Genomic DNA, 12,021 nt, shown 5'->3' with positions numbered 1-12,021 from the left:
GTCATGTCCGCGAAGGATCACCCCAATAACGCCCCGGGCGTCCCGATGGTGTTCCCGCCCTGGTTCGAGCGCTTCCAGATCAAGTATTTCAACCCGGCGGTGAAGCCGATCGCCCGGTTTCTGCCCGGGACCGCGACCATCAAGCACCGTGGCCGCACCTCCGGCACATCGTACGAGACCATCATCACCCCCTACCGCAAGGGGAACGTGCTGGCGATCGCGCTCGGCCACGGCAAGACGAACTGGGTCAAGAACGTCCTGGCGGCCGGCGAGGCCGACGTCCAGTTCAGCCGCAATCGCGTGGTGCACATCACCAACCCGCGGATCCTGCCGGCCGGCTCGGACGGCCCCGAGGCCGAGCGCCTGCCCCGGATGGCCCGCATGCAGCTGCGCCGGATAGGCGTCTTCGTCGGCGACATTTCCTAGAGGAGGCCTGGGCGCCGGCCTAGGCGCGAGTGAAGACGGTCTTACCGGTCATCGCCGGCCAGACCGAAGGCGCGTCCTCCCACGGCACGACGCGGTCCACGGCCGGTGACAGGTCGCACCCGCCGGTCAGCAGCTCGAGCACCTGCGGGATGACCACACGCGCGTTCACCCGCCCCGTGACGAAGCGCACGCCGCGGGTGTACATCGATAGCAGCGGCATCTCGACGGTGGGTTGGAAGTAGATCCCGGTGTCGGTGCAGACCCCGTCCGGCCAGGTCGCGCGCAGCGTGGCGGCAAGGACCGCGGGATCGGCCGAGGTGTGCGCGGTGACGGGGTAGGGATCCCATGACTTGTCCGGCTTGACCCGGTCGTGCGCGGCGGCACCGAGCTTTTCGGCGGCCGCCAGGCGCTGTTGATCGGTGTCGAGGTAGTCGACGCGGGCTCCGAGCGCCACCGCCAAGGCCGCCGCATACAGCCCGATCGACAGCCGCCCGACCACCAGGACGCGGCGCTCGGCCGGATCGAGCGCCGCCAATTCGGGCGCATAGGGCCCGACGGCCCGCCAGGCGTCGGGGATGTTGTCCGAGAGCGACGCGATGGTGACCGGGTCGACGCCCGCGGGGAGCGGGATCAGCATCGCGTCGGCATAGGGCACCAGCACCAGATCCGACATGAAGCCCCCGCCGTCCAGCCCGGAGATCGAGGCCATCCCGTAGGTCGCCATCAACGGCACCGAGGCGCACGAACCGGTGACGCCGCGGCGGCATGCGGCGCAGCTTCCGCAGCTGATCTGGAAGGGCACCACCACCCGATCGCCCACCCGGACGCCGCGCACGTCGTCGCCGACGGCGACGACCTCGGCGATGCCCTCGTGACCGACCGCGTGCCCCGGCGGCACCGGCAGCCAGCCCTGGCTGACGCCGACGTCCAGGTCGCAGCAGGCCACCGCCACCGGCCGGACCAGCGCCTGTGCGGGCGCGGTGATCGCCGGGTCGGGCACCTCGCGCCACGAGTAGCGCCCGGCCTCTTCGAACGTCAACTGCCTCATCTCTGCATTCTTGAGTGATCACTCAAGTAAAGTCAATAGCATGCCCCGCCCAGACCGCAGCCGCGCAGCGCTGATCGACGCCGCCGCCACCCTGTTCCGGCGCCAGGGTTTTGCGGCCACCGGGCTCAACCAGATCCTCGACGAGGCCGGCGTCAAGCCCGGATCGCTGTATCACCACTTCCCGCGGGGCAAGCAGGAACTGGCCGCCGCGGTCGTCGACGCGACCGGGTCCGCCATCGAGCAACTGCTGCGCCGGTTCCTGGCGACCGAACGGCCCGTGGCCGATGTCGTCGACCGCTGGATCGACCTCCTGGAGGCCGGGCTGGCCGGCGACCCGCGCGACGGTTGCCCGATCGAGCCGATCGCCACCGAGTCGGTGGACGCGAGCCCGCTGATGCGCGAGGCCTCCGCCCGCGCCTTCAAGGGCTGGTGTGCGGCGGTCGAGGGACGGTTGCGCTCCGACGGCTGGTCGGCCGATGCGGCGGAACAGGTTGCGCTTGCGGTGATCTCGTTGATCGAGGGCGCGCTGATCCTGTCCCGGATCTCCGGTGACGCTGGCGCGCTCGCCGCCGCCAAGCCCGCCGCACGCAGGCTGCTGCGCGGCTGACGGCCCTACATGTCCAGGCCGACGTCGAGCGCGCGCACGGAGTGCGTCAACGCGCCCACGGCGAGGTAGTCCACCCCGGTCGCCGCGTAGGTGGCGGCGTTGTCCAGGCTGAGTCCGCCGGAGGACTCGAGCAGGACGGCGGGCGCGCGCGCGTCCCGGCGCTGCACGGCCATCTGCGTCTGCCATACCGGGAAGTTGTCGAGCAGCACCAGTTCGGGCTTTTCGGCCAGCACCTCGTCGAGCTGCTCGAGGGAGTCCACCTCCACCTCGCAGGGCAGATCCGGCGCCGCGTCGCGCACCGCCCGCAGCGCGTCCACCACCGATCCGGCGGCCACCACGTGGTTGTCCTTGATCAGCGCCGCGTCCCCCAGGCCCATCCGGTGGTTGACGCCCCCGCCGACCCGCACCGCGTATTTCTGCAGCGCGCGCAGCCCGGGCAGGGTTTTGCGGGTGTCGCGGACCTTGGCCTTGGTGCCGTGCACGGCGTCGACCCAGGCCGCCGTCGTGGTGGCGATGCCCGACAGGTGGCAGACCAGGTTGAGCATCGTCCGCTCGGCGGTCAGCAGGCCGCGGGTGTCCGCGCGCACGGTCAGCACCGGCTCGCCGGGCTGCAGCCGCGCGCCGTCCTCGACGCTGTGCACCACCTCGTAGCCACCGGCGAGGACGGCGTCGAGGACCAGCAGCGCCACCTCGACGCCGGCGATCACGCCGGCCTCGCGGGGCACCATCGATGCCGTGGCCACCGCGCCGGCGGGCACCGTCGCGAGCGTGGTGACGTCGGGCCCGTACCGCAGGTCCTCTTCCAGAGCGCGCCGGATGGTGTCCTGAGCGGCGCTGCGTTCGTCGGGCAGCATCATCAGCCCACCGCCGCCAGCGCCTCCACCGCCACCGAGTTGCGGTCGTCGGCCAGCCGCAGCACGCTGCTGCGCGCCTGCTCCGGCGCGGGGTCGGGGTATTCGGCCCGGTGGTGGCAGCCCCGGCTCTCGTCGCGGGCCAGGGCCGCGGCCGTCACCGCGCGGGCGGCCATGGCCAACGCGACGTCCTCGAAATCGCGACGGCCGGCGATGGCGCGCACCGGCGCCCCCGACAGCGTGTCGGACAACCGGCTGAGCCCGGCGGAGTCGCGCACCACCGAGGCGTCGCGGCTCATCGCGGCCTGCAACCGGCCGCGCTCCGGGGCGGTGTGGGCGGACGGCTCGCACTCCGACGCCACGACGCGGCCCGCCGCCGCCGCGTGCGCGGCCGCGGCCTTACCGGCGCGGCCCCCGACCACCAGGCCCTCCAGCAGGCTGTTGGACGCCAGCCGGTTGGCGCCGTGCATGCCGGTACGCGCCACCTCGCCGGCGGCGAAGAGCCCCGGCAGCTCGGTCTGCCCGTGCACGTCGGTGACGACGCCCCCGCAGCTGTAGTGCGCGCCCGGCACCACCGGGATGGGTTGGCGGACGGGGTCGATGCCGGCGGCGCGGCACGCGGCGGTCACGGTCGGGAACCGGGTGGCGAAGCCCTCGATGCCGCGCGCGTCGAGGAAGACGCACGGGTCGCCGGTCGCCTTCAGACGCGTGTCGATGGCGGCGGCGACGACGTCACGCGGCGCCAGGTCGCCCATCGGATGAACGCCGGCGGTGACCGAATTACCTTGCCGGTCAAGCAGTATCGCGCCCTCACCGCGGATGGCCTCGGTGATCAGCGGACGCCGGCCGCCGCCGCCACCGAAGAGCATCGTCGGGTGGAACTGGATGAACTCGAGGTCGCTGACCGCGACACCGGCCCACAGCGCCAACGCGATGCCGTCGCCGGTGGAGCCCTCGGGATTGGTGGTCGCGCCGTAGAGGTGACCGAGCCCGCCGGAGGCCAGGATCACCGCGGGCGCGCTGATGATCCCGTAGCCGTCCGGGTTGCCGACGGACACGCCGGTCACGGCCGTGCCGTCGTGCAGCACACGCAGCGCGACGTGGCTGGTGCGGATGTCCAGCAGCCGGGCGGCGTGGTCGAGCGCGCGCTGCACCTCGGCGCCGGTGGCGTCGCCGCCGGCGTGCACGATCCGCCGCCGCGAGTGTCCACCTTCGCGCGTCACGTCCCAGCGTCCCGGGGCGGCCTCATCGAATCGCGCTCCGGCACCGACCAATTCGGACACCGCCCGGAAGCCGTCGGCGACGATCGATGCCACCGCGTCGGGATCACACAGCCCGGCGCCCGCGGCCACGGTGTCGGCCACGTGGGCCTCCACGGAGTCGTCGCCGTCGGGCAAGACCACCGCGATGCCGCCCTGGGCGTAGTGGGTCGCCGTCATGCGCGCCTGGTCGGCCTTGCTCAGCACGACGACGCTGCGCCCGGCGCGACGGGCGGCCAGGGCCGCGGCCAGTCCCGCGACACCGGTACCGATGACGACGACGTCGGCGCTGTCCCTCCAGGCCGGCCGGACGATCATTCGCCACCGCCCGGCTGGCCGATCGCGATCATTCGCTGCACGCTGCGGCGGCCCGCCGCCGCGGTCTCGGGGTCGACGTCGACTTCGTCGGCCCCGTCCACCAGGCAGCGCAGCAGGGCCGCGGGCGTGATCATCTTCATGTACTTGCAGGACGCCCGGTCGTTGACGGCCCGGAAGTCGACTTGCGGGGCCGCCCGGCGCAGCTGATGCAGCATGCCGACCTCGGTGGCCACCAGCACCTTGCGGGCCCGGGTCTCGTGCGCGGCGTCCAGCATGCCGCCCGTGGACAGGATCTTCACCCGGTCCGCCGGGAAGGCGCCCTCGCCGGCGAGGTACAACGCTGAAGTGGCACAACCACATTCGGGATGCACATACAACTCGGCGTCGGGGTTCGCGCGGGCCTGCTCGGACAGCTCGTCGCCGTTGATCCCGGCGTGGACGTGGCATTCGCCGGCCCACACGTGCATGTTCGTGCGGCCGGTCACCCGGCGCACGTGGGCCCCGAGGAATTGGTCCGGGCAGAACAGGACCTCGCGGTCGGGGTCGATGGAGTTCACCACGTCGACCGCATTGGACGACGTGCAGCAGATGTCGGTGAGCGCCTTCACCGCGGCGGTGGTGTTGACGTAGGAGACGACGACGGCGCCGGGGTGCTCGTCCTTCCAGGCGCGCAGCTCGTCGGCGGTGATCGAGTCGGCCAGCGAGCAGCCGGCCCGCTGGTCCGGGATGAGGACCGTCTTCTCCGGGCTGAGGATCTTGGCGGTCTCGGCCATGAAGTGGACCCCGCAGAACACGATGGTGTCCTCGGGCGCCTCGGCGGCGATCCGCGACAGGGCCAGCGAGTCCCCCACGTGGTCGGCGACGTCCTGGATCGCGGGCAGCTGGTAGTTGTGCGCGAGCACCGTGGCGCCGCGCAGCTTGGCCAGGCGGCGGATCTCGGCGGCCCACCGCCCGTCGCCGTCCACCCCGGCGTAACCGGTGGGCGAGTTGGTGACGTCGGCCATCATGTCTTCGGCGAGCGTGTCCATGCGATTCATAACCGTCACGGCGGCTCCTTTCAGCCCACGAGGTTTTCGACTTATAATCGAAAACATGGGCCATACTAGCACTGAACACGAGGTGCTCGCGGTGGTGTTTCAGGTTCGGCAGGTAACGGCCGGCCCGCGAACACAAAAACCGCAGCTGAACGTGCTGTTATGGCAGCGCGCCAAGGAACCGCAGCGCGGCGCCTGGTCGCTGCCCGGCGGGCGGCTGCGCACCGACGAGGACATGACCACCTCGGTCCGCCGCCAACTCGCCGAGAAGGTGGACCTCAAAGAGGTCGCCCACCTCGAACAGCTGGCGGTGTTCTCCGACCCGGACCGGGTGCCGGGCGCCCGGGTCATCGCGTCCACCTTCCTGGGACTGGTGCCCTCCCCCGCCACCCCCGAGCTGCCGCCGGACACCCGCTGGCACCCGGTGAGCTGCCTGCCGCCGATGGCCTTCGATCACGGCCCGATGGTGACGCACGCCCACGCCCGGCTGGTCGCCAAGCTGTCCTACACCAACCTCGGTTTCGCCTTGGCGCCAAAGGAATTCGCGCTCTCCACGCTGCGCGACATCTACGGCGCCGCGCTGGGCTACCAGGTCGACGCGACGAATCTGCAGCGGGTGCTGGTCCGTCGCGGCGTGATCAGCCAGACCGGCACCATCGCGCAGTCCGGTCGCAGCGGGGGCCGGCCGGCCGCCCTCTACCACTTCACCGACTCCCGGCTGCGGGTCACCGATGAATTCGCCGCGCTGCGGCCCCCCGGACAGCCGGTTCAGGTCTGACCTCCGGCCCTGCCGCGTTTGCCCGGCCGCGTTTGCCCGACGCGCCATCGGGGGACATTCATGAGATCGATAGCTGTGGCGCGTCTGACCTGCATCCCCTGCCGAGAAGTCGCCCACAACGCGGCGATTGCGTTTTGGTTACCTGCCGTTCATGGGCAAGAATGCCGGGTGGCCTAGAAGGGAGCCTCAATGGCTGAGCTCGGCAATCTGGCAGGCACACGTGGCGCGGAGTGGATCGCCCGGCCACCGCATGAGGAACTGCAGCGCAAAGTGCGCCCGCTGCTGCCCTCGGACGACCCGTTCTACCAGCCGCCACTCGGCTTCCAGCATGCCGAGCCCGGAACGGTGCTGCGCTCGCGCGACGTCGAGCTGGCGTTCCTTGGCCTGATCCCGCAGCCCGTCAAGGCCGTCCAGTTGCTCTACCGGACCATGGACATGAACGGCGAGCCCGAGGCCACGGCGACGACGGTGATCGTCCCGGCCGAGCTCGCCCCGGAGCGTCCCTGCCCGCTGCTGTCCTACCAGTGCGCGATCGACGCCGTGTCGTCCCGCTGCTTCCCGTCGTATGCGCTGCGGCGCCGGGCGAAGGCCCTGGGGTCGATCGGGCAGCTCGAACTCTTGCTGATCACCGCCGCCGTCGCCGAGGGCTGGGCCGTCTCGGTGCCCGACCACGAGGGCCTGCACGGGCTGTGGGGCGCGCCCTACGAGCCCGGCTATCGCGTCCTGGACGGCATCCGGGCGGCCCTGGGTTCGGAACGGCTCGGGCTGTCTGCGTCGGCGCCCATCGGCCTGTGGGGGTACTCCGGCGGCGGCCTGGCCAGCGCCTGGGCGGCCGAGGTGTGCGCCGATTACGCACCCGAACTCGACATCGTCGGGGCGGTGCTGGGATCACCCGTCGGGGACCTGGGCAACACCTTCCGCAGGCTCAACGGCAGTTTCTTGTCGGGGCTGCCCGCCCTGGTGGTGGCCGCGCTCGCCCATATCTACCCCGAGCTGGACAGGGTGATCAAAGAGCACAGCAACGAGGAGGGGCGCGCCCTGCTCGAGTCGCTCGAGAAGATGACGACCGTGGAGGCGGTCATCCGGATGGCCGGCAAGAACATGGGCGACTACCTCGACGAGCCGCTCGAGAACATCCTGTCGACGCCCGAGGTCACCCACGTCTTCGAGAACATCAAGCTGGGCGTGGCCGTGCCGACGCCGCCCGTGCTGATCGTGCAGGCCGTCCACGACTACCTCATCGACGTCAAAGACATCGACGTGCTCGCCGACGCCTATTCGGCCGGCGGCGCCAAGGTCACCTACCACCGGGATGCGTTCAACGAGCACATGCTGCTACACCCGTTGTCCGCTCCGATGACGCTGCGCTGGCTCACGGACCGGTTCGACCGCCGGCCGCTGACCGAGCACCTGATCCGGACCACCTGGCCGACGATGTTTCACCCGATGACCTACGTCGGGATGGCCCGGCTGACCAAGATCGCGGCCAAAGTCATCTTCGGCCGGAGGATTCACCGCCGCCCGCTATGAGACGGGCGCTTCCGAGGCGCCCCCGGCTCCCACCGGCAGCGCGTCGGAAGGCCGGTCGCCCGGCGGCACGGCGCCCAGGTCGTCGCGCGCGTCTGCGGCGGCAAGCACCGCATAAACCAGCGCGGCGATGGCGGCGGGCCACAGCAGGGTCAGCGCCGCCCGCAGCGGGTGGTGCGCGAAGAACACCGGGGGCGCCTGGATGACGTACGCCACCGATGGGGCTTTGGACAGCGGCACCGCGTCGAAGTTCAGTGCGCCGTAACGGATCCTCACCAGCGCCGCCGCGATTGCCGTCGCGGCCGCCGCCGCGGTCAGCATGCCCGACGACAGCGCGACGACCATCCCCGGCCCGCGGTGCTCACGCCACTGCCACGCCAGCACCGGCCCCACCACGGCCAGCACGGTCAGCAGGCCCAACATCAGGCACGGGGCGTCGAAGAAGTGCTCGGACTCGGTGCCCAGATAGTCGTGCACCCGTTCACCTGCTCGGGTGAGCGCCACCACGGCGTGGATCGGCGGGCGATCCACGCCCACAACGCGCCGATCAGCACGCCGATCACTGACGATCCCAGTCCGGCGACGGCGATGGCGCGGGCCCGCGACCTGCGCGGGACGGTTGCGGCCGGCGGATGTTCGGGACCCTGCATGGAACCGGTCACCTCTGCGCCTCCAGGTCGGCGGAGTCGACCTGACCGTGCCGCGAGCACTGCGCCCGCCAGCCGTCGGGACGAACCTGCACCACCATCCGGCGTCCGCACTCCGCACAGAACCGGGGCGGCTCGAGGCCCAACTGCGCCGCTGTCGGCACCGCGGTGCCCCCCAATTCCCCGGTGTAGACGTTGTACACGCCGGCGCTGACCGGAGCGCCCAGATCCCGAACCACTGTCGCCAAGTCTCTTACAGCGTGGCGTTGAGCGCCTTGATCGGCATCTGCAGGTCGTCGAGCAATTCCAGATCGGCTTCGGCCGGGCGGCCGAGTGTGGTCAGGTAGTTGCCGACGATCACGGCGTTGATGCCGCCCAGGATGCCCTGCTTGGCGCCGAGGTCGCCCAGGGTGATCTCGCGGCCCCCGGCGAACCGCAGCATGGCCCGCGGCAACGCGAGGCGGAAGGCGGCCACCGACTTGAGCGCCTCGGCCACCGGCAGCACCTCCAGGTCGCCGAACGGTGTGCCGGGACGCGGGTTGAGGAAGTTCAACGGCACCTCGTCGGGCCCCAGCTCGGCCAGCTCGGCGGCGAACTCCGCGCGCTGCTCGAGCGTCTCGCCCATGCCCAGGATGCCGCCGCAGCACACCTCCATGCCGGCGTCGCGCACCATCGACAGCGTCTGCCAGCGCTCTTCCCAGGTGTGGGTCGTCACGACGTTGGTGAAGAACGAGCGGGCGGTCTCGAGGTTGTGGTTGTAGCGGTGCACACCCATCGCCGAGAGCTGCTCGACCTGCTCGGCGGTCAGCATGCCCAGCGAGCAGGCGATGTTGATCTCGACCTCGTTGCGGATCGCCTCGATGCCGGCCGCCACCTGGGTCATCAGCCGCTCGTCGGGCCCGCGCACGGCGGCCACGATGCAGAACTCGGTGGCGCCCGACTTGGCCGTCTGCTTGGCGGCCTCGACCAGGCTGGGAATGTCCAGCCGGGCGCTGCGCACCGGGGAGGCGAACAACCCCGACTGCGAGCAGAAATGACAATCCTCCGGGCAGCCGCCGGTCTTCAGGCTGATGATGCCCTCCACCTCGACCTCGGGCCCGCACCAGCGCATGCGCACCTCGTGGGCCAGCGCCAGCAGGTCGTCGAGCCGCTCGTCGGGCAGCTGCAGCACCCGCAACACCTGCTCCCGGCTCAGCCCCTCACCGCGCTCGAGCACCTGGTCGCGGGCAACCGCCAGGATGTCCGCGTCGTGGGCGCCGGTCGCCGGTCGAGTGGCCGCTTGAGTCACCAGTACTCCCCTGCATCTTCGTTGGCCGAGCGCGCGGCCACCCCTGCCACCCGGTGGCAGCTGCGAATAAAAAGTGTTCAAAGTAGGGTAACGGCCACAGGAGATGGCCTCCGCCGGGGTATCCGACCACAATGACCGATCCGCACGTCGCGTACGTAGCCCACCACATGCTCCTGCTGGCGATTCCGGCGTTTCTGCCGGCGGTGGTCGTCGTCGCCGTGGTCTTGTACGCCGCGCTGAAGGACCGCCGTTCCCCCGGCGAGCCGGAGGACGCCGGGCAGCGCAACGACGAAAATCGGTGATTGACCGGCCCTTGATTTGGGCATTCCGCTTCGTGCGAGCTGGATCACAGCTCGCCACGCGGGCGGGCGCTGTTGGGAGGGTTTGACGATGAAATCGGCGGAACTCACTTTCGTTGCCGAGGCGCCGGCGCGCGGCGCCGGCCTCAACCAGGTGATCGGGCTGTCGGTCGCGGCGGTCGTGATCGCGGCCATCATGCTGTGGGTCGGTCATGCCCACCGCACTCATCGCATCGAGTGGTTGACCCGGATCGCCGACAAGCTGGGCGAGAAGTTCCACCGGCCCAACTGGGTGGCGCTACCGGTCCTCATCTTCACCACATTCATCATCTGCGCCCTGTTCGGGTTCATCTGGGACGTCAGCTGGCACATCGGCAACGGACGCGACTCCGGCCCCCTGGCCAACCCCGCGCACTACTTCATCATCATCGGCCTGTTCGGAATCTTCGTCGGCGGCATGGTCGCGGTCGTGCTGCCGTTCGACAAACCGGGTCCCGCGGCGGTGCGCATCACGCGCAACTGGTACGCGCCCGTCGGCGGCCTCCTGATGGCGGGCTGCGGGATGTACGCGATGATCGGGTTCCCGCTGGACGACATCTGGCACCGGATCTTTGGGCAAGACGTAACCCTCTGGGGCCCAACACATTTGATGATGATCGGCGGGGCGTGTTTTTCGCTGTTCTCGGTGCTGATGCTGGAGCGTGAAGGAGAGGCGCACGACGCCGACGAGGTGACGCACGGCGCGTTCATCACCTTCCTGCGTTACCTGTCCTTCGGCGGGTTGTTCATCGGCCTGTCCGTCTACCAGATCGAGTTCGACTTCGGGGTCCCGCAGTTCCGGCTGGTGTTTCAGCCGATGCTGATCGCCGCGGCGTCGGCGCTGGCGGCCGTTGCCGCCCGTGTGACGATGGGGCGCGGCGCCGCGATCATCGCGGCGGTGTTCGCGATCGCGCTGCGGGGCGCGGTCGCGGTGGTGGTCGGACCCATCCTGGGCGCGCCGATCAACTGGTTCCCGCTGTACCTGGGTCCCGCCCTCGTCGTCGAGCTGGTGGCGCTGACCCCGTTGATCAAGCGTCCGGTGGCCTTCGGCGCCGTCTCCGGCCTCGCGGTGGCCACGGTGGGGCTGTGGCTGGAATCGCTGTGGATCGGCGCGGTGTACCACTACCCGTGGCCGACGAGCATGTGGGGCGAGGCGCTGGCGATGTCGGTGCCCGTCGCGGCATTGACCGGGATATGCGGAGCGCTGTTCGGCCTGGTCCTCACCGGCCAGCGCCTGCCAAGCCGCGGGGTCGGCATTTCGGTGGTGGCGGCGGCGGTGTTGGTGATCGGCGTCGCGGTGGCCAACGGCTTGCACATTCTCGTGCCGGGCAAGAATACGGCCACCGTGACGCTGACGGATCTCCCCAGCCCTGCGGGGCAACGCATGGTGTCGGCCGACGTGATGATCTCCCCGACCACCATGGTCAGTGACCACCCGGACTGGCTGACGATCCTGTCCTGGCAGGGGCGGATGCAGAACGACCGGGGCCTGATGATCGACAAGCTCGCCAAGGTCGGGCCGGGGCACTACCGGTCCACCCAGCCGGTCCCGGTGTGGGGAGACTGGAAGACGCTGTTGCGGGTGCAGGACGGCCGCACGATGACGGCCGTGCCGATCTACGAGCCCGCCGACGACGCCATCCCGGCGCCCGAGGTCCCCGCGCTCGCGACCAGCACGCGGCCGTTCGTCCTGGAGGTCACGATCCTGCAGCGCGAACGCGACCAGAGCGCGCCGGCCTGGCTGTTCACCGCCGGTGGGATCGTCGTGCTGTTCCTGACGCTGATGGTGATCACCGCCCTGACCTGGGGCGCCGGCCGGATCAACAACTTCGACAGCCTGCCGAAGCGGCCGGAGGAAGAAAAGCACGCCGTGCCCGGTGCGCCCAGGGCGGCGTGATCG

At 70.6% G+C, this 12,021-nt stretch carries 12 protein-coding genes and 1 pseudogene; 6 read left to right on the top strand and 7 right to left on the bottom strand.

Going from position 1 to position 12,021, the window contains the following annotated elements; genetic code table 11:
• The first annotated feature begins 3 nt into the window (after positions 1-3).
• On the top strand, positions 4-426 hold the full coding sequence (locus tag G6N37_RS05315) for a nitroreductase family deazaflavin-dependent oxidoreductase (protein ID WP_163676913.1): 423 nt from the start codon (positions 4-6) through the stop codon (positions 424-426).
• A gap of 19 nt (positions 427-445) precedes the next feature.
• Here G6N37_RS05315 and G6N37_RS05310 read toward each other — a convergent pair whose 3' ends face one another.
• Positions 446-1,474: an alcohol dehydrogenase catalytic domain-containing protein gene (locus tag G6N37_RS05310; protein WP_163676910.1), complete on the bottom strand. Its 1,029-nt coding sequence runs from the start codon at positions 1,472-1,474 to the stop codon at positions 446-448.
• A 40-nt stretch (positions 1,475-1,514) separates the two neighbouring features.
• Between G6N37_RS05310 and G6N37_RS05305 the strand changes: the two genes are divergently transcribed.
• Positions 1,515-2,081, top strand: a complete 567-nt coding sequence (locus tag G6N37_RS05305; RefSeq protein WP_163676907.1) for a TetR/AcrR family transcriptional regulator — start codon at positions 1,515-1,517, stop codon at positions 2,079-2,081.
• 5 nt (positions 2,082-2,086) lie between these two features.
• Here the strand turns inward: G6N37_RS05305 and nadC are convergent, their stop codons facing one another.
• Genes nadC through nadA form a run of 3 tightly spaced genes read right to left on the bottom strand, consistent with a single transcriptional unit; the run spans position 2,087 to position 5,555 of the window.
• The gene (nadC, locus tag G6N37_RS05300; protein WP_068054769.1) at positions 2,087-2,938 is read right to left on the bottom strand and encodes a carboxylating nicotinate-nucleotide diphosphorylase; all 852 of its coding nucleotides are present in this window, start codon (positions 2,936-2,938) and stop codon (positions 2,087-2,089) included.
• On the bottom strand, positions 2,938-4,509 hold the full coding sequence (locus G6N37_RS05295) for an L-aspartate oxidase (RefSeq protein WP_163676904.1): 1,572 nt from the start codon (positions 4,507-4,509) through the stop codon (positions 2,938-2,940). The genes nadC and G6N37_RS05295 overlap by 1 nt, the downstream gene beginning before the upstream one ends.
• Positions 4,506-5,555, bottom strand: a complete 1,050-nt coding sequence (nadA, locus tag G6N37_RS05290; RefSeq protein WP_163676901.1) for a quinolinate synthase NadA — start codon at positions 5,553-5,555, stop codon at positions 4,506-4,508. Before nadA ends, G6N37_RS05295 begins: the two co-directional genes overlap by 4 nt.
• Positions 5,556-5,601: 46 nt before the next feature.
• On the opposite strand from nadA, the gene G6N37_RS05285 reads away from it, so the two are divergent.
• Together G6N37_RS05285 and G6N37_RS05280 are read left to right on the top strand one after the other, a co-directional pair.
• Positions 5,602-6,321, top strand: coding sequence for an NUDIX hydrolase (locus G6N37_RS05285; RefSeq protein ID WP_163676898.1), 720 nt, complete (start codon positions 5,602-5,604; stop codon positions 6,319-6,321).
• A 189-nt stretch (positions 6,322-6,510) separates the two neighbouring features.
• Positions 6,511-7,851, top strand: coding sequence for a lipase family protein (locus tag G6N37_RS05280; protein ID WP_163676895.1), 1,341 nt, complete (start codon positions 6,511-6,513; stop codon positions 7,849-7,851).
• Here the strand turns inward: G6N37_RS05280 and G6N37_RS05275 are convergent.
• The 3 genes and pseudogenes from G6N37_RS05275 to bioB form a co-directional block, all read right to left on the bottom strand.
• Positions 7,846-8,498: pseudogene (locus G6N37_RS05275) on the bottom strand (DUF2567 domain-containing protein). The gene G6N37_RS05280 and the pseudogene G6N37_RS05275 overlap by 6 nt on opposite strands.
• Positions 8,499-8,506: 8 nt before the next feature.
• The gene (bsaP, locus tag G6N37_RS05270; protein WP_163676892.1) at positions 8,507-8,734 is read right to left on the bottom strand and encodes a biotin synthase auxiliary protein BsaP; all 228 of its coding nucleotides are present in this window, start codon (positions 8,732-8,734) and stop codon (positions 8,507-8,509) included.
• A gap of 14 nt (positions 8,735-8,748) precedes the next feature.
• Positions 8,749-9,783, bottom strand: coding sequence for a biotin synthase BioB (bioB, locus tag G6N37_RS05265; RefSeq protein WP_163676889.1), 1,035 nt, complete (start codon positions 9,781-9,783; stop codon positions 8,749-8,751).
• A gap of 131 nt (positions 9,784-9,914) precedes the next feature.
• Between bioB and G6N37_RS25815 the strand changes: the two genes are divergently transcribed.
• Together G6N37_RS25815 and G6N37_RS05260 are read left to right on the top strand one after the other, a co-directional pair.
• Entirely contained in the window at positions 9,915-10,085 is a 171-nt protein-coding gene (locus G6N37_RS25815; protein WP_167527362.1) for a hypothetical protein, read from the top strand.
• An 88-nt stretch (positions 10,086-10,173) separates the two neighbouring features.
• A complete protein-coding gene (locus tag G6N37_RS05260; RefSeq protein WP_163676886.1) occupies positions 10,174-12,018 on the top strand; it encodes a hypothetical protein in 1,845 nt (614 codons plus the stop codon).
• The last annotated feature ends 3 nt before the right edge of the window (positions 12,019-12,021 follow it).

It is taken from the genome of Mycobacterium seoulense (assembly GCF_010731595.1).
Classification (GTDB): domain Bacteria; phylum Actinomycetota; class Actinomycetes; order Mycobacteriales; family Mycobacteriaceae; genus Mycobacterium; species Mycobacterium seoulense.
This window is presented reverse-complemented; position numbering and strand designations above follow the sequence as displayed.